The organism is Prolixibacter sp. SD074, from assembly GCF_009617895.1.
In the GTDB taxonomy this organism is placed as follows: domain Bacteria; phylum Bacteroidota; class Bacteroidia; order Bacteroidales; family Prolixibacteraceae; genus Prolixibacter.
Genome location: NZ_BLAW01000001.1, coordinates 1,574,556 through 1,600,709 on the forward strand (window position 1 = coordinate 1,574,556; position 26,154 = coordinate 1,600,709).

Annotated in this window: 23 protein-coding genes and 1 pseudogene; 2 read left to right on the forward strand and 22 right to left on the reverse strand. The window is 42.7% G+C overall.

Going from position 1 to position 26,154, the window contains the following annotated elements; genetic code table 11:
• Positions 1–48: 48 nt before the first annotated feature.
• The 3 genes and pseudogenes from GJU82_RS06930 to GJU82_RS06940 all read right to left on the reverse strand — a co-directional run.
• Complete coding sequence (locus GJU82_RS06930) at positions 49–762, reverse strand: glycoside hydrolase family 3 C-terminal domain-containing protein (RefSeq protein WP_153631478.1); 714 nt, start codon at positions 760–762, stop codon at positions 49–51.
• A 9-nt stretch (positions 763–771) separates the two neighbouring features.
• Entirely contained in the window at positions 772–1,272 is a 501-nt protein-coding gene (locus GJU82_RS06935; RefSeq protein WP_153631479.1) for a PA14 domain-containing protein, read from the reverse strand.
• Positions 1,256–1,738, reverse strand: a pseudogene (locus tag GJU82_RS06940) (glycoside hydrolase family 3 N-terminal domain-containing protein); the annotation flags it as partial. The pseudogene GJU82_RS06940 and the gene GJU82_RS06935, both read right to left, overlap by 17 nt.
• An 88-nt stretch (positions 1,739–1,826) precedes the next feature.
• On the opposite strand from GJU82_RS06940, the gene GJU82_RS06945 reads away from it, so the two are divergent.
• On the forward strand, positions 1,827–4,184 hold the full coding sequence (locus tag GJU82_RS06945) for a type IA DNA topoisomerase (RefSeq protein WP_153631481.1): 2,358 nt from the start codon (positions 1,827–1,829) through the stop codon (positions 4,182–4,184).
• 520 nt (positions 4,185–4,704) lie between these two features.
• Here GJU82_RS06945 and GJU82_RS06950 read toward each other — a convergent pair.
• From GJU82_RS06950 to GJU82_RS07035, 18 genes are all read right to left on the reverse strand, one after another.
• Complete coding sequence (locus GJU82_RS06950) at positions 4,705–5,601, reverse strand: cation diffusion facilitator family transporter (RefSeq protein WP_153631482.1); 897 nt, start codon at positions 5,599–5,601, stop codon at positions 4,705–4,707.
• Positions 5,602–5,614: 13 nt separating this feature from the next.
• On the reverse strand, positions 5,615–6,409 hold the full coding sequence (locus GJU82_RS06955; protein WP_153631483.1) for a cation transporter: 795 nt from the start codon (positions 6,407–6,409) through the stop codon (positions 5,615–5,617).
• Between the two features lie 5 nt (positions 6,410–6,414).
• The gene (locus GJU82_RS06960) at positions 6,415–6,882 is read right to left on the reverse strand and encodes a hypothetical protein (RefSeq protein ID WP_153631484.1); all 468 of its coding nucleotides are present in this window, start codon (positions 6,880–6,882) and stop codon (positions 6,415–6,417) included.
• Positions 6,883–6,926: 44 nt separating this feature from the next.
• Entirely contained in the window at positions 6,927–7,313 is a 387-nt protein-coding gene (locus GJU82_RS06965) for a DUF302 domain-containing protein (protein WP_153631485.1), read from the reverse strand.
• A gap of 76 nt (positions 7,314–7,389) precedes the next feature.
• The gene (locus GJU82_RS06970; RefSeq protein WP_153631486.1) at positions 7,390–7,803 is read right to left on the reverse strand and encodes a Fur family transcriptional regulator; all 414 of its coding nucleotides are present in this window, start codon (positions 7,801–7,803) and stop codon (positions 7,390–7,392) included.
• 117 nt (positions 7,804–7,920) lie between these two features.
• Positions 7,921–8,250, reverse strand: a complete 330-nt coding sequence (locus GJU82_RS06975) for a P-II family nitrogen regulator (RefSeq protein ID WP_153631487.1) — start codon at positions 8,248–8,250, stop codon at positions 7,921–7,923.
• A 63-nt stretch (positions 8,251–8,313) separates the two neighbouring features.
• Entirely contained in the window at positions 8,314–8,424 is a 111-nt protein-coding gene (locus GJU82_RS17415; RefSeq protein WP_255473942.1) for a DEAD/DEAH box helicase family protein, read from the reverse strand.
• A 229-nt stretch (positions 8,425–8,653) separates the two neighbouring features.
• The gene (locus GJU82_RS06985; protein ID WP_153631488.1) at positions 8,654–10,735 is read right to left on the reverse strand and encodes a heavy metal translocating P-type ATPase; all 2,082 of its coding nucleotides are present in this window, start codon (positions 10,733–10,735) and stop codon (positions 8,654–8,656) included.
• Positions 10,736–11,003: 268 nt separating this feature from the next.
• Positions 11,004–11,219, reverse strand: a complete 216-nt coding sequence (locus tag GJU82_RS06990; RefSeq protein WP_153631489.1) for a hypothetical protein — start codon at positions 11,217–11,219, stop codon at positions 11,004–11,006.
• 242 nt (positions 11,220–11,461) lie between these two features.
• The gene (locus GJU82_RS06995) at positions 11,462–12,247 is read right to left on the reverse strand and encodes a helix-turn-helix domain-containing protein (protein ID WP_153631490.1); all 786 of its coding nucleotides are present in this window, start codon (positions 12,245–12,247) and stop codon (positions 11,462–11,464) included.
• Positions 12,248–12,307: 60 nt separating this feature from the next.
• On the reverse strand, positions 12,308–12,709 hold the full coding sequence (locus GJU82_RS07000; protein WP_153631491.1) for a zinc-ribbon domain-containing protein: 402 nt from the start codon (positions 12,707–12,709) through the stop codon (positions 12,308–12,310).
• Positions 12,710–12,810: 101 nt separating this feature from the next.
• Complete coding sequence (locus GJU82_RS07005; RefSeq protein WP_153631492.1) at positions 12,811–13,146, reverse strand: P-II family nitrogen regulator; 336 nt, start codon at positions 13,144–13,146, stop codon at positions 12,811–12,813.
• 20 nt (positions 13,147–13,166) lie between these two features.
• Positions 13,167–16,277, reverse strand: a complete 3,111-nt coding sequence (locus GJU82_RS07010; protein WP_153631493.1) for an efflux RND transporter permease subunit — start codon at positions 16,275–16,277, stop codon at positions 13,167–13,169.
• A gap of 31 nt (positions 16,278–16,308) precedes the next feature.
• Positions 16,309–17,508 (reverse strand): efflux RND transporter periplasmic adaptor subunit, encoded by a 1,200-nt coding sequence (locus GJU82_RS07015; protein ID WP_153631494.1) that lies wholly within the window; start codon positions 17,506–17,508, stop codon positions 16,309–16,311.
• 12 nt (positions 17,509–17,520) lie between these two features.
• A complete protein-coding gene (locus tag GJU82_RS07020) occupies positions 17,521–18,786 on the reverse strand; it encodes a TolC family protein (RefSeq protein ID WP_153631495.1) in 1,266 nt (421 codons plus the stop codon).
• Positions 18,787–18,813: 27 nt separating this feature from the next.
• A complete protein-coding gene (locus tag GJU82_RS07025; RefSeq protein WP_194830992.1) occupies positions 18,814–19,035 on the reverse strand; it encodes a hypothetical protein in 222 nt (73 codons plus the stop codon).
• 315 nt (positions 19,036–19,350) lie between these two features.
• Positions 19,351–19,752, reverse strand: coding sequence for a DUF6769 family protein (locus GJU82_RS07030; RefSeq protein WP_153631497.1), 402 nt, complete (start codon positions 19,750–19,752; stop codon positions 19,351–19,353).
• Positions 19,753–19,826: 74 nt separating this feature from the next.
• Positions 19,827–20,222 carry a transcriptional repressor gene (locus tag GJU82_RS07035; RefSeq protein WP_153633339.1) on the reverse strand — a complete coding sequence of 132 codons (396 nt, stop codon included), beginning with the start codon at positions 20,220–20,222 and terminating at the stop codon, positions 19,827–19,829.
• A 241-nt stretch (positions 20,223–20,463) separates the two neighbouring features.
• Between GJU82_RS07035 and GJU82_RS07040 the strand changes: the two genes are divergently transcribed.
• Positions 20,464–23,232: a UPF0182 family protein gene (locus tag GJU82_RS07040; protein ID WP_153631498.1), complete on the forward strand. Its 2,769-nt coding sequence runs from the start codon at positions 20,464–20,466 to the stop codon at positions 23,230–23,232.
• Positions 23,233–23,465: 233 nt separating this feature from the next.
• Here GJU82_RS07040 and GJU82_RS07045 read toward each other — a convergent pair whose 3' ends face one another.
• Positions 23,466–25,868, reverse strand: coding sequence for a glycoside hydrolase family 31 protein (locus tag GJU82_RS07045; RefSeq protein WP_153631499.1), 2,403 nt, complete (start codon positions 25,866–25,868; stop codon positions 23,466–23,468).
• Positions 25,869–26,154: the final 286 nt, after the last annotated feature.

Consider the following 26,154-nt stretch of genomic DNA (forward strand, 5'->3'; position numbering starts at 1 on the left):
TATAAAAAACGGGGCGCAAGGCCCCGCTTTCATCTGATAATCTTCGGTTTATTTTTTCAGTTTAAACAGCTTTCCTTTCACGTTAAATCGTCCGGTAACAACCGATGTGGTTGCGGCATCGGCTCGTCCAGAAAAGCCAGGTTGTTTTCCTCCTACCGAGATGGTAAACCAGCCCGGTTCCACAACCAGATTATCCTGTTTGTTAATCATCGAAAGTTCACGAGGGCCAAGTCTGAATTTAACCACCTTGCTCTCTCCGGCTTTCAGGTTGATACGGTTAAATCCTTCCAGTTGCCTGATAGGACGCGGCGTAGGTGCTTTCTCACCGGTAATGTATAATTCAACCACTTCATCACCGTCACGATTGCCGGTATTGGTTACTTTGACGGAAACCGGGATGGAACCGCCGGAAGAAACCGTTTGAGGAATCTTTAAATCCGAATAGTTAAACGTGGTGTAACTTAATCCATAACCAAACGGAAATAGTGGCTCCCCGGTAAAGTAACGATAAGTACGGCCTTTCATATCGTAATCTTCGAACGGAGGCAACTGGTCAACCGACTTGTAGTAAGTGACCGGTAATCCTCCGGCCGGATTGTAATCGCCAAAAAGAACATTAGCAACAGCGTTCCCGCCTTCCTGTCCGGCATATCCGGACGAAACAATAGCATCCAGGTTATCAGCAGCCCAGTTGATGGCCAGCGCACTTCCGTTGAGCAACACCAGAACAACCGGTTTGCCGGTAGCTTTGATGGCTTTCATCAAATCGCGCTATGGTTTGGGAAGCAACAGGTTGGTACGGTCGCCGCCTTTAAATCCATCGACTTTGATGGGCATCTCCTCTCCTTCCAGACGTTGAGACAACCCTAGTAGCAACACAACAGCATCGGCTTTTTCGGCAGTAGCTACTGCATCTTTCAACATGTTCGGATTGGGCATGGCCCATACCAGTTTGGCGTCTCCTTCTCCGTACCAGTTTTTGTATTCGTAAACTACCTTGTATCGCTTACCGGCTTCCATCTGCACATCCGGTTCATGGTAAAACGCGTGATGCCCTGAATTATGACTCAATATCTTCTTAGCCTCGAAGTACACGTCCAATGTTGGCATTCCCCAACAGCCCAAATGATAGGTTCCGGTTACCGGCGGGACAATGTATCCGGTCCATCTTACCGAAAAATCGTCGCCAGGCAACTGTGGTGAAGGAGAATGAGGGCCCCGGTAGAAGTTAATCTGATCGTCCACACGGGTAAACTCAGGTTTGCCTTTCAATTGCGCATTTGCGAAATTTCTGTGCTGCTACACGTGCCAAATGGTCATTTACGTCGGAACAATTGGCGCAGTATGGAATTTTGGAGTAAGGGACCCGAGCGTCCGGGTCGAACATTCCCAGTTTGAAACGGGCGCGGAACAATCGTTTCACCGCTTTATCAATATCGGTTTCTGTCACCAAACCGCGTTTAATGGCAGTATCTAACCTGGAAAAGGAAACACCACAGTTCAAATCGGTGCCTGCTTTAATGGCAATAGCGGCTGCTTCGGCTGCGTCTTTGACTGTATTCTGGAATTGAAAAAAGTCGCTGATGGCCCAGCAGTCCGATACCACATAGCCGTCAAAACCCCAGTCATCGCGAAGAATCTTCTGCAATAAAAAAGGATTTCCGCAGCAGGGCAATCCCCTGAAAAGATTGTAAGCCCCCATAACCGGATAAGATCCTCCATCCACGACCAGCTTTCGGAAATACGCATATCGTTGAAAACTTCGTCGCCGGTTTGTCGTCGAATTAGTTTGAGCTGATTATTTTTGGTGACAAATCAATCGAAGCGTGAAAGTCTGCATAGCCGAAAAACCAAGTGTTGCCCGCGAAATAGCCGAAATCCTGGGAGCCAAAAGCCGCCGTGATGGCTATTTCGAAGGAAACGGATACCAGGTCACCTGGACGTTCGGCCACTTGTGCACCCTAAAAGAACCGCACGACTATACCTCGCGCTGGAAATGGTGGGACTTGCGCACACTCCCCATGCTTCCACGTAAATTCGGCATCAAACTCATTGATAACGAAGGCGTGAAAAAACAGTTCGACACCATCGAAAAGCTGGTGAATGAGGCCGACGAGGTCATCAACTGCGGTGACGCCGGCCAGGAGGGAGAAGTAATTCAGCGCTGGGTGCTCACCAAGGCAAAATGTCAAAAACCCATCAAGCGGTTATGGATTTCGTCCCTTACGGAAGAAGCCATTAAAGAAGGGTTCGAGAAACTTTACAGCGGCGCCGATTTCGATTTGCTGTATGCGGCCGGAAGTGCCCGCGCCATTGGCGACTGGCTGTTGGGCCTCAACGCCACCCGGCTTTACACACTAAAATACGGGCAAAACAAACAGGTACTTTCCATCGGTCGGGTGCAAACACCTACCCTCGCCCTGGTGGTTCAGCGACAGCTGGAAATTGAAGACTTTAAACCGGAACCGTACTGGGAATTAAAGACCACCTACCGGGAAACAGTTTTCAGTGCTACCAGCGGACGTTTCTCCGTTAAGGAAGAAGCGGAAAAGAAACTGGGGGAGATCAAAGGGCACGACCTTTTCATCACTTCCGTGGAAACGAAAAAAGGGACAGAACAACCGCAAAAGCTTTTCGACTTAACCTCACTGCAGGTAGAATCCAACCGCAAATTCGGCCTTTCGGCTGATGAAACACTCCGTGTTATTCAAAGCCTGTACGAGAAAAAGGTAACCACGTATCCCCGTGTCGACACCACGTTTCTGCCCAACGATATCTACCCGAAAGTCCCCAGTATCCTGAAAAAGCTGAAACCTTACGAGCAGCTGACCGAGCCGCTTCTGAAAGACAAAATCAGGAAATCGAAAAAGGTTTTCGACGATAAAAAGATTACCGATCACCATGCCATCATCCCGACCGGCGTGTTCACCTACAACCTGACGCCTGACGAAAAGCGGGTATTCGATTTGGTGGCCCGGCGCTTCATCAGCGTGTTTTACCCCGATTGTAAAGTGGCCAACACCACCGTGCTGGCTACCGTTAACGAAGTGGATTTCAAAGTAACCGGAAAGCAAATCCTTCATCCCGGATGGCGGGTCGTTTACCAGGGCGATGGCGGCAAAACACAGGCCGACGAGAACATTCTGCCGGCATTCGTAAAAGGGGAAAGCGGCCCGCACGAACCCGATCTGGCGGAAAAGATGACACAACCGCCGCGCTATTATTCCGAGGCCACCCTGCTCCGCGCCATGGAAACGGCGGGTAAACAGGTAGACGATGGCGAACTACGGGAATTAATGAAAGAGAATGGCATCGGCCGTCCGTCAACCCGGGCCAACATCATCGAAACGCTGTTCCGCCGCCGATACATTGTGCGCGATAAAAAACGCATCTTAGCCACAAAAACCGGCATCGATTTGATTGGTTCCATCGAAAATGATTTGCTCAAATCGGCCGAACTGACTGGCCAATGGGAAAAGAAGCTCCGCCAAATTGAGGAAGGCACTTACGAGGTTTCGCAATTTATGGAGGAGATGAAAACCATGGTGTCGGAAATTGTCGACCAGGTAAAACGTTCGCCACGAAAAGAGATCACCATCATCGAAGATGAAAAGAAGGCAAAACCTTCCGGGGGAAACGGGGAAAAAGAAAAGGTGGAAAAAGAGGTGCAGCTAACTTGTCCCAAGTGCGAAAAAGGGATGATATTAAAAGGGAACTCAGCCTGGGGATGCAGTGCTTTTCGCGATGGGTGCAATTTTCGGCTTCCCTTTGAATTCCTGGGAAAGAAACTGACCGATAATCAGGTCAAACAACTGATTGAGAAGAAAAAAACCGGGGTTATTAAAGGATTCACCAATGGCGGTGAAAAAGCAGATGGCAAACTCGTGCTGACCGACGATTTCAATATCGAACTGGAAGAAAAAGAGGAAGAGAAACTTACCTGCCCGAAATGCAACCAAGGAACCATTGTAAAAGGAAAAACCGCCTGGGGATGCACCAATTTTCAGAATTGCTCGCTTCGCATTCCATTCTCCTTCATGAACAAAGACCTGACTAACAACCAGGTAAAACAGTTGATACGAAAAGGAAAAACGCCGAAAATCAAAGGTTTCGAAACACCGGACGGCTCCAAAGCTGATGGAAATCTTCAGTTCAACGAAAAATTCGAATTGAAACTGGAGTAGGTAAAAAAACCTTCCGGGCAGAAGTCTGTTTTCAATAAAAAAGTCTTTTATGCTGATTGTTATGTAAGATATATTCCGGATGAATTGTACCGCAGAATAAAAAACGGGATGAATAATACGAAAAGGGCTATGACAATAATTGGGAAAACACTATTACTGCTTAGAACAGCTAAATTCGGTGAGTTTAAGTCAAAAGAATGATTTGCAGAGTGAGCATCAGTATTATTCTGTGTGACTATATAAGTGTCGTATGGGTCGTTCCAGGTTTGATGAACACCACCGGGAAAATTTATTTCCAAAAAGGCCATGCAATAAATAATGCCAACTATTGGAAGTAATATTTTAACCCGGTTTTTCATCAACTTATCAATGTATTTCTGAACGGTAAAAGTAAAAAATATTTTTGGAAATTTAATTTTTGGTATGGTGCTAACTTTCGCGGACCGAAAGACATTAACAGCAACTATTCACATTCGGGGCAGGTTATTGTTGACTTGTAAATTATTTCCATTAGTATGTCTTAACAATCAGTATCACAATATTTTTCTATCTGTTTGTTTTCAATTTGAAAGGTTGTGTGGCCTATCCCGAATTCGTGTACAAGTTTCTCCTGTAATTCAGCAATAAATTCATCGCTAAACCCTTCAGGCATTATCAGGTGGGCTGTTAAAGCTATTTGGGTGGTGCTCATTGCCCAAACGTGTAAATCGTGTATATTTTCAACCCCATTTTGGGATAAAAGAAAGTTGCGTACTTTGTCGAGTTCAATATGCTTGGGAGCGGCATCCAGCGCTAAATCAATGGAATCGGTAAATAAGCGCCAGGTTCCCCAAACGATTACAGCAATTATAAGGAAACTTGTAACCGGGTCAATCCATTGTTTGCCGGTAAGGTTGATTAACAAACCTGCCAAAACAACGCCCAGCGATACCCCGGCATCGGCTGCCATGTGCAGGAATGCTCCTTTAATGTTCAGGTCGTCTTTCTGGCCTTTCATAAAAAGCAAGGCAGTTAGGGTGTTGATAACTACACCAATGGCGGCAACAATCATTACCTGACTGCCTGCCACTGGTTCGGGATTTTTGAATTTACCAATAGCGTCCCAGGCGATTACAGCCACTGCACCAAACAGCAGAAGGGCATTCAAAATAGAAACAAGGATGGTTGTTTTTCGAAGCCCGTAGGTGTATTTGCCTCGTGGTTTCATGGATGCAAGCCACATGGCCGTCCATGCAAAAACAAGGCCGAGCACATCACTGGCATTATGCCCTGCGTCAGCGAGCAATGCGGATGAGTTGGCGATTAAACCATAAACTATTTCAACGGCAATAAAAGTTACATTTAAACCAATGCCCAGGGCAAAAGATTTTCCGTAATTTTTGCCAGCCGCATGTGAATGTCCGTGTGTATGTGCCATAATTTTCACATATCTATTTCCCTAATTTCAAAATCCTTATTGCACCTCTCACCACAACCAAAAAAACAATGGTTCCAATAATCAGGTCGGGATATTTTGATTGCGTCAACAACACCAAAACACCTGCCGCAATAACACCTGTATTGATAATAATATCGTTTGATGTGAAAATCATGGTGGCTTTCATGTGTGCTTCCCGGCTCTTTGACTTTTGCAGAAGATAAAGGCAAACAGAATTGGCAATCAATGCCAATACCGAAACGATAATCATGGTTTGAAAATCCGGCACTTCTTCAAAACTGATAAACCTGCGTATCACCTCCAAAAGGCCCAGAAGGGCTAATGCCAGTTGAAAATAGCCGCTTAGTTTTGCTACTTTTTTCTTGCGGATTACCGTTGAACCGACTGCCCAAAGGCTAAGTCCATAAACCAACGCGTCTGCCAGCATATCCAGTGAATCGGCAACCAGGCCCATGGATTTTGATATGAGACCTGTTGTGATTTCAAGGATAAAAAAAGCAAAATTGATAATCAGTACCGTCCAAAGAAGTTTCGATTGTACCGATGTATTGTCAATAAATTCATCCTGTTGGACAGTTATAGTTTCTTTGTGTTCCGTACCCAAATTGAGTTCTTTCAGCCGTTGTTCAATTTCAGGATTTTCTTCGGAATGAAAGACAGTGAGTTTTCGGTTTTCAATATCGAACACCAGATTTTTAATGACAGAAAGCCCTTCCAGTTTCATCCTGATAAGGGATTCTTCGGAGGGGCAATCCATTTTACTTACGGTAAATACAGATTTGAACATGTTAGCTATTCTTTATACAACACCACGTTCAACGGAATGAAGACGCCCACTTTCAAGCCCCAGTCAATATTATCAACAGGGGTAAACAGGAATACAAAGGCATTTCCCACGTTCCCTAATTTGAAATTGGGGCCGGTCTGGACTATAAATTTATTTTCATCAAACATGTACTCTTCTGCCAAAACCCACGATACCGGGATTTTTTTGTCAAACCCTACAAACCAGTATTCGTTGAAATTGTAGATGGCGTTGGCAAAGGGCGTGTATCCCACCGACAGGTAGGTTTTATTATTGAACATGGCGCCCAATTCGGCATGGATACGGGTTATTTCCGTTTTGTTGCCGTCAAAATCGTACATCACAAAAGGGTTAACACGCACCCCTGTGATTACTTTCAACCGTTCTCCCTCCTGTGCATTCATAGTGAATGCACAGAAAAGCGCGAAGGTTAATAACAACAGTTGTTTTCTCATTTCCAAGGATTCTTAAACTACTTTAGGTTTAAATTCCGGCCGTATTATACGTTTTCAATGACCTTTTCAAGTTTGGCCCTGATTTCGCCGGCAATACCACCTAATTTGTCATTTTGAACCGCCACCATCGAAGCCACCGGGTCAACGGCAGCTACTTCTGTTTTGCCATTATCCAGTTCCTGCACAATCACATTGCAGGGTAGCATGGCCCCGATTTTGTTTTCGGCCTGCAGTGCTTTATGTGCAAATGACGGATTGCAAGCCCCTAAAATTTGGTATTTTCTGAAATCAACATCCAGTTTCTTTTTTAATGTGGCCTGCACATCAATCTCGGTCAAAACCCCGAACCCTTCTTTTTTAAGTTCTTCGGTTACTTTTTCTACTGCTTCTTCAAAAGCATAATCTGTGGTTTTCTCAAAATAATATTTCATACGTTTAATTTTTTAATGTTAGACATTTTAATAATATCAAAATTACCAATAAATTAGTGCAACATTGTTGCAAAGTTTAATCGCAGCGCGGGCACACCCCGTTAATAACGAATTGAGCATTATCATAGGTGTAGCCGTCTGGCAGTTTAATGTTGGGAATTGGAAGTTCTTTCATGCAACGTGTTCTGCCACAACGCATACAGTAAAAATGAACGTGCAGGTCATTTATATTACATGTGCAATCCTCATCGCAGACGGCATACTTAACTGAACCTGAACCATCATTAACTGTATGAACGATGAAATTGTCCTCGAATGATTTAAGCGCCCTGAATATGGTTGAACGCTCTACCTTTTCAAAACGTTGTTCCAAATCCGCCAGGCTCAGCGCTTTTCCAGATTCAGCAAGTGCTTTGTAAACCAACGTTCGCATGGCAGTTGGTTTTACGTTTTTCGATTCAAGTTTCGTTTCGATTTCGTTGTTTGTCATTTTGCAAATGCTGTGTTAGTTACTAAATACTATTGAAATACAACCAACTATATTTAAAGTTGCAATTTACACCAAAAAGCTGTGGCAACCCTAAAGTTGCCACAGCCATTCATCTGATTAATTCCCGTTTTTCAACCCGTCTTTTACCCGGTAGGCTTTTTCAACATCCGAAACATAAATGAGGCCATCACCCGGGTTCCCGGTACGTCCTTGTTCCGATATAATCGCAACAATTTTATCCACATTTTCTTTGTTACACACAATTTCAATTTTGGCTACCTGGCTGTTGGTGATTGAAAATTGTGTTGAAACAGAGGGGTCGGAGTTTTCAAGGTTTCCCGTTCCTTCCGCCATCGAAACCGTTAAATTTGGGAAACCGGCTTCGAGTAAGTGATGGAATATATCATTTACTTTAAATGGCTTTACAAATGCTTTTATTTCTTTCATTATATTTTTATTTTATGATTTTACCTGCAACGTATTTCAGTCCGTGCGTGGGAAAAAACACACTTATTGACAAGTTTTGGCTTGTGGGCTGGGATAGCCTTTTTGGTAAAAGTGAAACATCAAACCTGCCATTATCAAAGTCTTACCGCTTCCTGTTGCCATATTGTAAAGCAAATGATAAAACTTTTAAGGTTTTTCTTCTAAATCTTCTTTATTTAAAAAGATATATCGCCTAAATGCTTCAATTTGGTATGGTGTTATGTAAAACACAACCACCATGATTTACCTTCATGTAGCTCAATATGTCCCCTCATTAAACCAAACAGTCCACTCGATTCCTTGTACAACTTCACTTTTTTAAGCATCAATCAAACTTTATCAAAATTACTTTATTTACAAATTGCTAATTTTTCATTACCCTGATTGCATTAAACACCGCAATCAAAGCAACGCCCATATCGCCAAAAACCGCTTCCCACATGGTGGCAACCCCGAAAATACCCAAGACTATAAAGGCCGTTTTAACCACAAGGGCAAAAATTATATTTTGCCACACGATATTTCTGGTTTTCCTGGCAACATCCATAGCATCAATGACTTTTGAAGGTGAATCGGTCATCAATACCACATCGGCGGTTTCTATTGCTGCATCGGAACCGAGCGCACCCATAGCAATGCCGACATCGGCACGGGCAATTACCGGGGCATCGTTTATGCCATCGCCCACAAAAGCAACTTTGCTGTTTTTGTTCAACATTCTTTCAATATGCTCAACTTTGTTTTCAGGAAGCAATTCGGTATAATATTCTCTGATGCCCAGCTTTCGGGCGAAAATACCCGCGGCATATTTGCTGTCGCCTGTAAGCATTACTGTTTTAATGCCTTTTTTGTTTAAACGTCCGATGGCTTCAATGGAATCCTCTTTCAAACTATCTGATATAACAATGTAGCCAGCGTACTTCCTGTCAACAACAACATGCACAACCGTACCTTCAATTTCACAGGTGTCATGCGCTATGTTTTCTTTATGAAGGAGCTTATCATTCCCTACAAATATTTCCTTTTTGTCAATGTTTGCCTTAATCCCATGCCCGGATATTTCTTCCACCTTCCCGATTCTCGAATTGTCAAAATCCCGCTTATAGGATTCGAGTATGGATTTTGCAATCGGATGATTGGAATTATATTCGGCATAGGCCGCGTATTCTGATATTTCTTCCTTTGAAAAGCCATTTGAGGTGACTATTTCTGTTACTTTGAACTCTCCTTTTGTAAGCGTGCCGGTCTTATCGAACACCACGGTTTTAACCTGGGTCAGCGCATCTAAAAAGTTAGAACCTTTCACCAGGATTCCTTTCCTCGAAGCGCCGCCTATTCCGCCGAAATATCCAAGCGGAATGCTGATTACCAGTGCGCAGGGACATGAAATAACCAAGACTACCAACGCCCGGTAAATCCAATCGCTAAAAGTTGCGCCGCTTAGTAAAAGCGGGGGCAAAACAGCAAGCAGAAGAGCGCCAAAAACCACTACGGGCGTATAATATTTGGCAAACGTGGTGATGAACTTTTCGGTTTCCGCTTTTTTGGATGACGCGTTTTCAACCATCTCAAGTATTTTTGAAATAGAAGATTCACCAAAAAGGCGGGTAACTCTAACGGTTATTAATCCAGTTTGATTTATCATTCCCGCTAATACCTCATCCTTTGATTTTATTTTTCGCGGGACACTTTCACCCGTAAGCGCTGAGGTATCAACAAATGAACTCCCCTCAATTACCAATCCATCCAACGGAACTTTTTCGCCGGCTTTAACTATTATTTCGTCTCCAAGGTTCACATCTTCCGGCGAAACTTTTATGATATCCCCACCGTCTTTCAGATTAGCATAATCGGGTTTAATTTCAAGAAGCGATTTTATTGACCCGCGGGAACGGTCAACCGCAATATCCTGGAATAGTTCACCAACAACATAAAACAACATAACAGCAACGGCTTCGGGCATTTCATCTATAGCAAAGGCTCCCAGCGTTGCCACCGACATCAGAAATTGCTCGTTAAAAACCTGTCCCCGGATGATGTTTTTACCCGCCGATGCAAGAACATTCCAGCCCACGATGAGGTAGCCCGTCACGAATACAGCATATTCGGCGATGTGAAAAGGCGTATTGTGGAGCTCCTCTTCAAAAATCAGTCCTGCCACCAGGAGAAGGATACCTGAAATTGCTTTAATAATCGTCCATTTGTTTTCAGCAAGTTCACTTGAAGAAACAATTGTTTTTTTATCAATATCATCTTCAATTTCAACTTCGGGTTCTATCTCTTTTATTTTGCTTTTTACCTTTTCAAGGTCATCAGTATCTATTGTCATTGAAGTAGTGGCGAAATTAACGCTCACAAATTTTACATCTTTCAGTTTCCCGACACCTTCTTCAACCTTTGCCGCACATGAAGCGCAGTCCAGGTTTTTTAGGTTATATTTTTTCATTTTAGAAAAATGTTAATGTTTTACACGTTTTTTTTAATCAGTTCCCAATCCAATGCAACTTACAATTACCTTCAAAGGAACTTTGAGTCATAAGAAGTAGTGATTGATTCCATCATCCTTGCCAGTTTCAATTTTATGGCATAAGTCAGAATAACCAGAAATTCATTATTAGAATCTTTTATGGAAGAAAAGGGGTCTATTGCTACTACTTTTACTTCATTCTTATTATTTGTTGTAAAACAATATTAAAGGGTAACGAAGCCGTAATTTACCCTTTCATATCGAGAATATTGTATAGAAAATCCATGTTACAGGCTCCCAATACTACAAATCCAGGACATATACTGCCAAGTTTTAGGCGAACTTTTTCCTGCATATCTATTTCATAGAATAATTCAAAGTCTTCCTTCTTTAAAGATATTTTTACTACCTGCAGAATATCGTTAAAATTTCCTTTTACTATTTTGTTGAAGTAGTATTCCATGGTACAAAGTTTTTAAGACTACTTTTTAAGTGTTCAAAATAAAGAAAGCCTGATATACAATTTTCATCTCCTTTTTTTCTTTTTCTTTTGTTTTTGCAGGTTATTTGTATTCACTCTTTGCAAAATAATTTTTGCTATCTTGATTGGTCATTTACTATCACCGGTGATTTACCATCGGTGACGATGATTTTCGAGTTAGGCGATTTTACCAAATCCCTGGTGAAAAAACTTTAATAATAAAATCATATATTCTGGAATTTAAACCTCTTTTTTTGTTTTGATTCCAGATATTCAACCGTTTCACTGGTTGAAAGCGAATTGGTTACGTTTCCCGTTCGCAGGAAAAAAACTGTTTGGTTATTTTCTTTAAAGTAAACAGGCCGTTTAGAGCGCTCAATGAATAAGGAGCATATTTCCTTATCGTTGATAATATGGAATGACACCTGTATTTTGCTACAGATATCTTTGCCAAAGGCATTTGCAACGATTAACATTAGTCTTTGCTCAAAACCATCTTTTGTTTTCTTTTTCAATGACCAATAATCATTGTCCAATCCTAAAATCTCTCCGTAATCATTCACTCCAATAATCAGGATGCCACCTTTCCCATTTAAAAATCCGGCAATTGATTTTAAAATAACATGCTCCAGGTTTTTATCGGTTTTAACCTGCCGGTAGTCATGCCTGAGCGATGATTTGAATTCTACACGTTCATTTTCACCTTTTTCAATTAGTTTCAGGATATCTGAGGTAGTAAGCTTCTTTTCCGGTTTTCTTTTTTTGTAACGATAGAAAAGAGTGGCAAAAACTATCCCCACAACAGAAACGGTTAAGTCAAGCATAAAAATGCCAAGGTCTGTCGGTGGTAAAAGAACATTGTAAATATTTGATACTAATTTCAGGAAAGGAGTTTCATGAAATAAGAATTCGTATTGATAAGTTGCGATAAGAAGTGGCGACACTATCAGAAAGAAAACCCCACCACCAATTAACTGCCATATAAACAAACTTTTAAAATATTTTTTCATGTCAATTATGTTTTAATCAAAAAACCGGGGCCAAATATTTCCCGCGGTATAATAAAACAGTCAAACCCCGACAGCACGACAATGCGGGCACCAGCGGCCCTGCTTAATATTGTCGAGGGTTGATTGAAACCTGTGTCCGTGCTTACATTGCCACAACATTTTTGTTTTACAGTTCTTATATTCTTTTGAGAGGTATTTTCCACCCCTTTCACGGGCAAGAACATGCATGGCATTCACCCCCAGAGGTTGGTTGCCCGCACAATACGGGCACCAACTTTTTCTAACTTTAATGCTAAACGGGGTTGATTGCCAGCAATGGCCTTTTGCACATTGCCACCACAATTTGGTTTTGCTATTGATGTAGGAATTAGATAAGCACATACCACCGTGTTGCATTGCTAATTTTTGCATTTCTTTAATTGATATTGTACCTGGCTTTTTCTTCACAATTATCTTGTTCATCTCAAAAACATGAATTCATTCTATTATACTATGAAAAACATTTTTATAAGAATATAAAGCCTGCATGTTCCCGGATGATGGAACATGCAGGCGTAACAATTTTAGTCTTTATGCTCAACTACTTCCTTTCCCCTTTGCCCGTTTCGTATCCGGATAACTTCATTCACGGGAGAAACAAATATTACCCCGTCACCATAATGACCTTCCCCGGTACGGGCATATTTCACCAAACAATCCAAAACGGTCTCTACCTGGTCATCGGGAACAACCGTTTCAAGTTTAATTCTTTCAGTAAGTTTTGCACCTGTACCATTTTTCGAATGGCCCCATCCCTGGACTTCACTAACAGTAATCCCAGGTGTTATGGGCAGGTTTTCAAGGGCGTCAATAACTTGATCTACCATATTAGTTCGAATAAACGCTTTTATTTCCTTCATAATTTACAATTTTATAATTATTATATTTCAACTCCTTTTCTACGCGGGGCAAACCATTTGTAAATACTTGGGAGTACTATCAATGTAAGCAGGGTAGAAGTTATCAAGCCCCCAACGACAACAGTTGCCAGCGGACGCTGTACATTGGAGCCAATGTCGCTGGCCAGCATCAAGGGCAACAACCCGAGGATTGTGGTCAGGGCGGTCATTAATACCGGACGTAAGCGATGCTCTGAACCGGTAATAATGGCTTCATGCATATCCTTCCCTGCACTTCGTTGCCGGTTGATATAATCAACAAGTACCACCCCGTTTTGTACGGCAATACCAAATACTGCTATAAAACCAACCACGGCAGGTACAGAAAGGTAGAGCCCTGAAATGAACAGTGCGAAAATACCTCCCAATAAAGCAAAAGGGACATTGGAGAATATGAGCGCTGCATAGCGCGGACTGCCGAATGCAAAAAACAACATTAAAAAGATAAGGGCAAAGGTAATCGGAACCACTACGGATAAACGTTTCATGGATCGCTGCTGATTTTCGAACTGTCCGCCATATTCCACGAAGTACCCTGCCGGCATATCCACTTCGTTTTTCACAGCACTCTGAATATCCTGAACAACGCTGCCCATATCACGTCCCCTAACATTTAATTGCACATAGGTACGTCGGCTGGCTTTATTCCTTGAAATCATTTTAGGCCCTACGAAAACTTCTATATCCGACACCTGGTCGAGGGGCACTACATTCCCTTTGGCTGTTTTAATGGGAAGCTCGCGAATTAAGTCAAGCCTGCTGCGCTGGTCTTCCTGCAAACGGGTGTAAATGTTAAACCGCCTGATTCCTTCAAAGACCTGCCCTGCTGTTTTCCCGCCGATAGCCATTTCTACGGTATTAAAAAACTCATCCACTGAAACGCCCAACCTGGCCAACTCGGCACGGTCGGGAGTAATTTCTATTTGTGGTTTCCCGCTTTGCTGTTGCATTTTCACATCCACGGCCCCGGGCGTTTCGTTACATATATCCCGGATTTGAGCTCCAATTTCATTGAGTTCATCCAGATCTCTCCCATATATACTGATTGCTACCTGGGCTTTTATACCGGTCATCAGTTCATCGGTACGAAGTTGAATGGGCTGAGAAACGTTATTGGCCAGACCGGGCACTTCCTTCTCTAACTTTTCTGCCATGGCCGCCTGCAATTCCTCGTAAGTCCTGCCCGTTTCCCATTCGTCCAATGGTTGTAGCGGGATAACGGTCATAACCACGTTTACCGGCTCGGGGTCGCTACCTATTTCTGCCCGCCCGACGCGTGCATAGGCTCCTTCGACTTCAGGGAATTCGTTTATCGCTTTTTGAATCTTTTTGGCGTAATCGACTGTTTTTGTCAGGTTGGCTCCCGGCGGCAGGGTGGAACGTATAACAATATCCCCTTCACGCAGGGTAGGGACAAATTCGGTTCCCAAAAACGGGACGATGGCTATACTCCCGGCCAGGAGTATAACAGCCACGCTAACCACAGCAAAAGGATGTTTTACTGTCCTGTTCAGAAATACCCGGTATTTCTTTCTTAAATAACCGAGAAACCGTGGTTCTTTATTTTTTGTTTTTTCCCTGATTAAATAACTCGTCATAACAGGTGTAAGTGTGATAGCCAAAATTAAAGCTCCCAGCATGGCAAATGAAATGGAATATGCCATGGGGCTAAATAGCTTTCCTTCGGTACCTTGCAGCGTAAATAGTGGAATAAAAACAAGAATGATAATGGCAACTGCAAAAACAATGGGACGTCCCACTTCACGGGTAGCTTCTCCTACCAGTCTGACCATCGAAATTTTAACTCCTTTTTGTTTTTGTTCTTTTATGTGGCGCATCACATTTTCAACCACCACGATAGAGCCGTCAACCATCATACCGATACCAATGGCCAGGCCACCCAGGCTCATCAGGTCGGCTGTCAGTCCGATGGATTTGAGGCCTATAAAAGCAATCAGTGCAGAAACAGGGATGGAAATAAGCACGATGAACGTAGAGCGGATATTGCCCAGGAATAAAAATAGAACGAGAATTACTAAAATGGCCCCAATTCCCAGAGATGAGGTAACTGTTCCCACTGCTTTTTCAACCAGCGTCGCTTGTGAATAAAACGGGACCAACTTCATGCCCTCGGGCAGAGAATTATTAATAGAGGCGATTTGCTTATCCATTCCATCAAGAATCTTTTGTGTGTTTGAACCCCATAGTTTGAGCACATATCCCGCCACGGTTTCTTTGCCATTGGCAATCATGGTGCCGCGCTTTATTTCAGCGCCGTGTTCAACCGTGGCAACCTGCCCGATGGTAACAGGTGTCCCGTTTTTTTCCGAAACGATAATATTCCGGATATCTTCCAATCCTTCATTGTGCGGCTTTATCCAGCCAAACCCGCGTACGAGGAACTCTTCCCCGGCACGTTCGATAAACGAGGCGCCAATATTCCGGTTATTTAAAATCAATGCCTCGCGGACTTCTTCCATCGTAAGGTTTCGCGATAAGAGTGCATTCATATCTACATTTACCTGGAATTGCTTTACATCGCCACCGACACCCAAAACATCTGTTACCCCGGGTATGGTCCGCATCCGAGGTTTGATGATCCAATCTTGTATGGTTCGCATTTCCATTAAGGAATAGCTGGTGTCTTTATCCACCTCCAGGGTGTACATCAATACCTGTCCCAGACCGGTAGTAAGCGGCCCTAACTCAGGAGTCCCAAGTCCCTCGGGTATGGCTTCTTTGGCTTTGGGCAAGCGTTCCATCACCAGCCGCCGGGCAAAATAAATATCGGTTCCTTCCTCAAAATAAACGTTAACCCTCGAAAGGCCAAAAATAGAGGTACTTTGTACACGTTCAATACCGGGCAATCCATACATGGATATTTCTACCGGGTAACTTATTTGCGTTTCCACATCCACCGGTGAAAGGCCGGGGCTGGAAGTAAATATTTGCACCATAGGGGGCGTAACATCGGGGAAAGCATCAATCGGGACATTTTTGTACGACCAATATCCTAAAGCGCCTACTGCTATTGCCAGCAATAGGACAATGATGCGGTTCTTTAAGGATATATTTATTATTTTATCTATCATATTTGTCTTTTTTTAAATCTTGAACAATATTTTAATGACCATGTGCGGCGCTTCTTGTTTTTGAAGTGATGGTGGACATCAGGTCAAAAGCCCCGGCAGTAACCACCGGCTCACCTATTTTTATATTCCCGGCAATCTCTACCCAACCGTTGTTTTCATTTCCGGTAATTACTTCTACAGGTTTAAAACTACCTTCTTCATCTCCGGGAATGAATACCACTTGTTCGGTTTCTATCTTTTGAACGGCATCGACAGGAATAATAGGATTTTTCCTTTCCTCATTATTGATGATGCCCGCGGTTCCGTACATTCCTTCTTTTAACAAGCCTTTTTTATTGTTTACTACTGCCCTGATTTTCAAGGTTCGTGAATCCGGGTCAAGGGCATTGGATATCCAGTCTATCTTGCCCGTAAAAACTTTACCGGGAAGGCTTTTTACCGTCAGGCTGATAGCCTGTCCTGTTTGAATGTAGGCAATATCCCGCTCATAAGCATCTACCATCACCCACATCTCGCTGTTATTTACAATATGTATGGGGGTGCTGTTGGGCGATAATGTTTGCCCGGGCGAAAGGTTTCGTTCCTGCACCACACCGGAAAGAGGGGAGTTTAGTACAAAATATGACAACGGGTAATCCTGGTTGCCCACGTTTTCTGCAGCAATTCCGAATAGTTCCAGGGTTGCTTTGCTGGATTCCAAATCAGCCCTGGCATTTTCAAATTCTGCTTTGGCCTGTAAATAGTCTGCTTCACTGCTAATTTTTTCCCCGTACAGTTTTTTCTCCCTTTGATAGGCTTTTTGTTTAGTCTGAAAATGCGATAACTGGCTCAGGTAACCGGCTTTAATTTTACCAAGTTCCATGCTGCTTAAATAAGCCAGGGCTTGTCCTTTCGAAACATTATCGCCCAAATCAACCTGCACTTTTTCTACCTTTGCAGAAATACGCGGGCCCATTTTTACGGTTTTATCGGGGTTAAATTTAACCGTGGCGGGGCGCTGTATTTTTGAATTTACCAAACCACCTTTTAAAGGTTCTACAACAATTCCCATTTCTTTCACTTGCTCTGGGGTAATATGAACCTCCTGTCCATGTCCTTCTTCGGCGTGTTCTTCAGTCTCCGGAGCTTCTTCGGTAGCATGGCCTTCAGGTTCGCCCTCTTTAGGCGTGTTATTACATGAAGTTAAAATCACGGCAACAGAAACTATAAAAATTAAAAGTATTTTTTTCATTGTATTATTTTTTTATTGTACAAAATTTTGATTGGTTTCAAATTCTAAATCAGCCACTTGTATTTTATAATATGCAAGGGCATCGATATAACTTTTGTTAATGTTTATATATGATGTTTGCGCATCAAGTACCTTCAGGTAATCAACCTTGCCTTCCTCGTAGCTGCGCAGGGTGAGTTTATATAACTCTTCCGATTGTTGAAGCAGGTTACTTTGATACTTATCGACCTGTTCGAGTGCTGCAATAACCTTGCTGTATGCGCCTTTCACCCTGGCTTTACGGACAAGTACTGCATTTTGTTCCCTGTATTTTGTTGCAGCGAGGTTTCCTTTACTTTCCATTACCTGCCCCCGTTGGTTTACAGGCGCCCACAGCGGAATGCTGATCCCTGCTTCGACACCACGAAATTTGTTGCCCCCTATTTTTTGCGCCGTATAACCACCGAAAATTTTGGGTAAATAGCTGCCTTTGGCCAGGCTGACATTTTTATCGGCAATCTTAGCCGTGAGGTTATAAATTAATAGTAGTGGATGTGTTTCTATTGCCTGTAGTAGTAAATCATTTAAATTTAAATTCAATAAACGATACGTTAAGCTATCGGCAGGTACGGCATTTTTCTCATCGGGGAAGGCCAGGAGAGCATTTAAAGCCGCCTGATTATTTTCATAATTGCTTTGCGCCACTGCTAATTCATTTTCAATGTTTGACAGAACAATTTGTGCCCTTTTTACTTCTAAGATTGGGGCTTTCCCCGCGTTATACCTTTTTTGGGCGGCATCCAGAAAATTTTCGGCCAAACTGATGTTTTCCCTGATTAGGTTGACTTGTTCACGGCTTCCCACTAATTGGTAATAGACTTTTTCTATCCGGGTGCGTAATTCAAGCTTCCTTTCCTGGAGCATAACTTGTGAACGCTCAATATCCAAATCACCCCGTTTTTTCCGGTGAATATAATTCGTAGGAAAATCAATGGATTGAGATATAGTGAAATTACGTTCATTATAATTACTCACACCGCTTCCTTTAGGGATTTCTGTCCATGACCCGGAAACTTCCGGATCCTCTACTCCCAGGCCGGTGATTGCCTTTCCTTTAGTGGCAGCGATATCTTTTTCCACAGCAAGTATTGCCAGGTTATTTTTTACACCGATTTCAACGGCGTCTTCGAGGGTTATTGTTGTGTCTTGCGTTTGAGCTATTCCCTGAAGTGAAAGGAATAACATAAATAAAACAATTAACCTCACTCTTAGTGAAAAAGTTATGATTCTATTTATCATTTCATATTGATTTTATTTGTTAAAACTTTATTTATTTCTCTGTTCATAATATTCGTTCATCGTTTGTTTATTCTTAAAGTAAACCAATTCAGGTTCCCCTTTTTCTTTTAGCCCGATTAATGCATCGGACTTGTTAATTGAATCGCCTGAAAAAGCATCGGGAACCATCGCAACTTCTGTAAAATGCTTTACCAGATGGTTAAAACATTCCTCGCTACAGAAATAGTACACCTTGTTTTTATAGGACACTTTTGAAGATTTATGAAGCTGTATGTCATCGCCGTTCATACAAGCCCATTCGCCGGGAATTTCTTCTTCGTACCAAACTCATTTATGATAAAAAAACCGGGTGTCGCACTTATAGGTGTAGAAAGTCAGAACAGAAACTGTTGCGACCATCAGTAAACTAAAACTGATAATAAGTGTTCGATTAAACTTTTTATTTTCGATTTTTCGTTTTTCCTGTAATTGTTGCTTGCTTAACTTCTTCTTTTTCATAACAAAAGAATTAAGTATAAGACATTTGGCCCGGCTTGTTTGCCGGTTCGTTAACTCAAATAAAAATTAAGCATTTACAGGAGGTGCCCTGAGTGATTGGGCAGTAACGAAGAATTGTTTGATGAAAATGGCCTGATGGTCAAAAAAAGTTGAAGTAATAGTTTTTACAGGCGAAAAATAAGTTTGAGCAAAGATTCCAACTGTAAAAAAGTTAAAATAATCTGACTTGGTCTGATTTGAAGATGTAGTAATAGAGTAATCCGATGCCAGGATGTTAAATGCATGGCAATGGGAATCATTTTGTTCTGAAGTCTGCTTCTCCTGAACAGGGCTTTCGCATAATGATTCCTCTTCTGGAGAATGCGTTATCTCAGAATGGTGATGGTGCGGTACAACAGCATGAGCCAAAATAATCAGCCCTGCCAAAAAGGTAAGAAAGTTTCCTATATGTTGTCCTTTAAAATTCACCGGTTTCTAAAACTTAAAATCATAAAATATGAACGTCAAAGATAAAAAAAAGTTGATGCAACCGGGTTGCAAAGTTATTTTTTACAGTTCGAACAAATACCTTTAACTACCATATTCACACTTTCGAGGGAAAAGCTATTGGGAAGATTGATTGTTGGAACCGGAATGTCGTTTAAACAAAACGTTTGATTGCAAATTGCGCAAAGGAAATGGACGTGCAGGTCTTCGGGGTGGCACTCGCAAGTATCGTGACACAAAGCATATTTTACAGAGCCTGTTCCATCGTCAATGCTATGTATCAGTTTATTTTTCTGGAATGTTTTTAGCGTTCGATACAATGTAACCTTATCTGCTTTTTCAAATTTTTGTTCCAATTCAGGCCAAATTGCACAAGAAGCATTAAACCATCCCTTTTCATTAAATAAGACGCGTTGGAAGCCGATGTAACATGAAGTACATGTGCTTGCGATTCATTCATGTCGAGAACACAGCCTTTATATTTCCATAAACCTGACGTTTATGCATGAGCCCCGCATCAGACGAAAGCCGGGTTCATCGTTCCGGATATCGCCATTTGAACACGTCAGGAAAACATATTAAGTCCGCTCATTCCGGATACTGTGATGAAATAATGTGTACTTTCACCGCATCAGTCGTTCTGCCACGACGCGTATTTTCCCATTCTAGTTCTTCACCATAACAGGAAAACCAATGAAAAGAAACAGAAAGATCATCAGCATCATTGTCGCCATTTTAGTGGCTTTCTACTTGTTAAACCTGTTCTTAAATTACTACGGCGACTGGCTCTGGTTCAATAATCTGCACTATAGCTCGGTATTTAATACCATGATTATTGCCAGGATTGTTTCGTTTATCTTATTCTTCCTGGTTTTTGTCCTGTTCTTTAGTCTTCACCTTCGCTTAGCCCATCGCAGGGGCCAACTGAGCAGGCAAAACATCTACCTGCCGGAAGATGACCCGCGACAAGTTATTTTGCAGGCCTACAAAGGGAAAGCAATCTTTTGGATCTGGGCTGTACTGATTTTGTTTCTGGGCATCTTTATGGGTACGTATGGCGTTGATAAATGGAGCAATTTCCTGCAATTCATCCATGCTTCTTCTTTTGGTATTCAGGAACCGATTTTCCACAAAGATGCCGGGTTTTATGTATTCAAACTTCCGGTTTACCAGTTCATCACCAGCTGGTACCTTTTCATGGTGGGGCTGACTTTCATTGCCGTTATAATCTCTTATTGGCTTGACAACGCTGTTTCGTCAATCGGAAAAATTTTTCAGGTTTCCAAACCCGTCAGAAGACATTTACTGAGCCTGACCGGATTCTTCGTGCTGGGCATTTCGGCATCCTATTTCCTGAAACTGTATAATGTTTTATATTCCTCCCACGGAGCAGCTTACGGCCCCTCCTATATGGATGTACATGCTCAAATCCCGGCCTATTGGGCGCTTTTCATCGTGAGCGTTGTTATCACATTGCTTTTGTTTTTATCTCCGGCCTTCCGGAAAAAGAAAATTATTTTATATGCCGTTGGAGTATGGGCATTCGTATTAATTGGCTTTGGGTGGATCTATCCCGGCATAATAGAACAATACGTTGTAAAGCCCAACGAACTGCAAAAAGAAACACCGTATATTCTGAATAATATAAAATTAACGCGGGAAGCGTATGGCTTAAATAAAATTAAGGTTAAACCATTTCCCGTCGACGAAAAGATTACCAATAAGGACATTCAGGAAAACCGCAACACCATAGATAATATACGGTTATGGGACAGAAGGCCTTTGATACAAACGTATAAGCAATTGCAGGAGATTCGCCTCTATTACGATTTTAACAGCGTCCAGGTCGATCGCTATCATTTCGGTAACAAATATACAGAAGTGGCGTTGGCCGCAAGAGAGTTGCCCGTTTCGCAAATTCCCGATCGGGCAAAAACATGGGTCAACACCCATTTGATCTTTACCCATGGTTACGGCGTCGTGATGAACCCCGTTAACGAGATATTGACTAACGGTATGCCCAATTTAATTGTTCAGGACATCCCCCCGACAACCACCGTGCCCCTTAAGCTTGACCAAATGGGAATTTATTATGGCGAAGAGTCCAATCAGTTTGTTTTGGTCAACACAACAGCCAAGGAGTTTGATTACCCGAAAGGCGACGATAATGTTTATACCAGTTACGCCGGCAAGGGAGGCGTTCGTATTTCCGGTATGTTTAAACGCCTGGTTTTTGCCTGGAAATTTTCAGACATAAAAATTCTTCTGACCGGCTATCTGACTGACCAAAGCCGCATCATGTTCTACCGGAACATCACACAGCGTGACAAAACCATTGCCCCTTTTCTTTCATACGACAGCCAGCCTTACCTGGTAGTTGGAGACGATGGACAACTCTACTGGATACACGATGCCTACACCTCGACCAATATGTTTCCTTACTCTGAGCCTGTCACACAAAGCCTGAGCGGACGTGGTTTCAACTACATCAATAATTCGGTCAAGGTGGTGATAAATGCTTACAATGGAGATGTTTCCTACTATGTGATTAATCCGACAGATCCGATTATTCAAACCTATCAGAAAATATATCCCAAACTCTTCAAACCCTTTAGCGACATGCCTGAGTTTTTGAAGGCTCATATCCGCTATCCCACCGATCTGTTTAATATACAAACGCAAATGTATAATGTATATCACATGACCGATCCAAAGGTATTCTACAACCAGGAAGACTACTGGGCTGTCCCCAATGAGAGCTACAATAATGCCCAACAGAAAATGTTCCCATATTACATTATTATGCGTTTGCCCGAAACACAGAAAGAAGAGTACATCCTCATGCTGCCGCTTACCCCTTCCAAAAAGGATAATATGATTGCCTGGATGTGCGCCCGTTGCGACACGCCAAATTACGGCGATCTGATTGTATATTCCCTTCCTAAGGATAAGTTGATATACGGGCCGATGCAGATTGAAGCAAGGATTAATCAGCAGCCTGACATCTCTTCCGAACTTACCCTCTGGGGACAGCAGGGATCGCAGGTTTTCAAAGGAAACCAGTTGATCATCCCGATAAAAAATTCATTCCTTTATGTGGAACCGGTATATCTGCAATCGGAACAGGGCAAGATTCCGGAATTGAAAAGGGTTATTGTTACTTATAACGATCATATTGAGATGAAAAAAACCCTGGAAGAGGCGCTCCAGGCGATTTTTAGCAGCTCCGGCTCACAGGATTCATTGTCGGTACCGCAAGTAAAAAACATCGCAAATATCGTTCGGACTACCCTTTCGGCGAAAGCGAAGGAGGCGCTCGGCCATTACAATAAAGCCAATGAGTATTTGAAACAAAATAACTGGGCCGGTTATGGAAAAGAGCTGCAGCAGATGAAAGCGGTTTTATCCGAAATGAGCGCAAACAGCGGGAAAAATCCTGAAACAAATCATGAACAAAAGTAATAGTGGTCGCACCAACGGATGTTTTTCATTGAGAGATATCTCCCAACCAGGATTCAAAACAACATCTAATACGAGGGTGTCCGAAAAGCTAATTGCTTGATTTTTCTTCTTTCGGTTTGTAATTGGGAATTCGTCAGTTTCGGTGTACAACAGTTGACAAAAAATCCATAAAAAAGCCCGCCGGCAGGAACACTTTCCTCCGACAGGCTTTCATCACATCTCAATTTATTTCCTTACCAGGAAAGTACAGTCTCTCCTTTGCCTGCATCCAGCGTAAGCGTTTGCGTGTTGCCTTCACCTTTTTGCAGGTTCATCGTTTTACGTCCCACTTTTACTGAATTCATGCCATCGAAACCATGCAGTACAATCTCAATTTTGTTGAATTTCGAAGTGTAATTTCCCTCGGCTTTGCCAATGGTAATTTTCTTTGCCGCCGGGTCGAAAACGAATTCCCGTCTCAGGAAATGACCATCCTGGTACTGGTAAGTCGTTCCGTCATCTTCGTAATACAAATATTTATTGGGCCTGGAACCACTATAAATATGCAGTCGCAGGATACCATCGCCTTTTTGTGCTGTATTCTGAACGGTTGATTGCATGGGAATAATGGCGCTTGCTTTCACAAAAACCGGAAGGTCGGACAATGGAGCATCCACAATGACCGACTGACCTCCATCGTATTTTTTGCCTGTACTTTTCCGGTACCAACTGCCTTCAGGCAGATAAACACGCTCGAACATCTGCTTACTGGAAACCGGCGCAACCAGAATCGATGGCCCGAAAAGGTATTCATCCTGGAAATCCGGGTTGTAAATATTCTTATCGAACGTATAATTGATGGCCAATGAACGGGCTATTGGCATACCTGTTTCATGCGCTTCATCGAAAGCCGAGTAAATATAAGGTAGCATTTGATAGCGCTCATTGATGTACTTCCGTGAAATGGCTTCCACATCTTCGCCAAAAGTCCAGGGTTCGTGAGCACGGGAATTATACTCCGAATGGCTGCGGAAGAAGGGTGTGTATGTAGCAATCGATAGCCATCGGGCAAACAGGTCCGGAGTGGTTTTCCCGGTGAAGCCGCCAATATCTGCGCCGACAAAAGGAACACCGGCCAATCCCATGGAATTGATAAGGCGGGATGCCAGCAACATGTGGTCATCGGAAGCTACATTGTCACCGGTCCAAATAGCTGAATAACGTTGTACTCCGGCATAAGCTGCACGGGTAAGCACCAACGGACGTTTGCCATTCATCAGTTTGGCAGCGCCTTCGTATGTACTGCGGGCCATCTGCATGCCATAAATGTTGTGTGCCTCCTCCATGGTTCCTTTATGGCCTTCCATGTCAAATTCCACCAGGTTAGGAACCATGTTTCCCCACGAAGCCGGTTCGTTCATGTCGTTCCAGAATCCGGTTACACCATCAGAAACCAGCCCCTTGTAAAGATCACCCCACCAGGTCCGGACTTTCGGATTAGTAAAATCGGGGAAATTGCAGGTGCCCGGCCAAACATCAGCTGCCCAGTTGATCCCATCGGGATACTTGACAAAACAATCGTTTTTCAAACCACTTTCGTAAGCCCGGTAACCTTTTTCCTTTTTCACACCCGGGTCGACGATGGTCACCACATGAAATCCCATATCTTTCAGCGAATCGATCATTGCCGACGGGTTCGGAAAACGTTCTTTATTCCAGGTGAACACCTTGTAGGCATCCATGTAGTGAATATCAAGATAAATCACATCAGCCGGAATTTTCTTCTCACGAAAAGTGCGGGCCAGGTTCAATACTTCCGTGTCCGGAAAATAACTCCAACGGCACTGCTGGAATCCCAGTCCCCACATGGGAGGCATTTTCATGCGACCGGTCAGGCCGGTATATTCTTTCAGCAATTCAGCTACTGAATTACCACCAAAGAAATAGTAGTTCATCTCACCATCAACCGCACCGAAGCTGGAAAACCGGTTATTCGATGCGCCAAAATTGAAGGTGGCTTTGTAGGTATTATCAAAGAAGATCCCGTAAGACAGGTTGTTATGCAAACCAATATAAAATGGCAGAGAAGTATATAGTGGGTCGGCATTGTCCGGGTAACCGTAATGGTCAGTATTCCAGTCTTCGTAAGCCGAACCACGCCGATCGAGGTTGCCTGTTTTTTCGCCTAGCCCAATAAAACGCTCATCGGGCTGCAATTTCTTGTAACAGGTCGTTCCGGTCCCCAGCCAACTGATGCCTAACCCCTTCTCGTCTTCGTTCAGCAACTTCCCGTCCTTGTTGTAAAAGCGAACTATAATTGGATTTTTATTTACCTCAACTGTTAGTTCGCCTGTTGACAAAACCAGTTTATCGCTTTCATCCTTCACGGAAGTGAATTTTCCGGTAGGTTGACCAATAACTGCATACGAAGGCAAATCACTAAAATCGCCCTGTGTGGCCCTAACCCTAACTACTTCCGGGCCATAAACCGTTAGGGAAAGTTTGGCGTTGTCCGCCGAAATTAAAACGCCATTGGGAGTTTCTTTAAAAGAAGTAAAATTCCCAATCTGTACACTTAATCTTCCTGCTGCAAATGTGGGTATACTCATAAGAAGTGCAAACATAGCAGCAAAAAACATTTTCCAGACTTTCTTCATGTGCTTTTAGTTTATTTTCAATTAGCATTCGAAACATACAGGCAATTTGAGCCATAACGAAAACATAAAAAGACGTGATCATCTCAGGCCAGCATATCCCAATCAAATATCCAAGCGATTAACCGCTGATAATCATTCAATAAATTATCAGGTTTGGGTTGGGTCGTTTGATTCGCCGGTTTTAAGAACCAAAATTAAGGCTTTAACTGAATTATCATTCATAATTTTAAAGAAACTATGTAGAGGAATTTCACCGGTTTCCTCATTCAATACTTTCAGAAAAAAA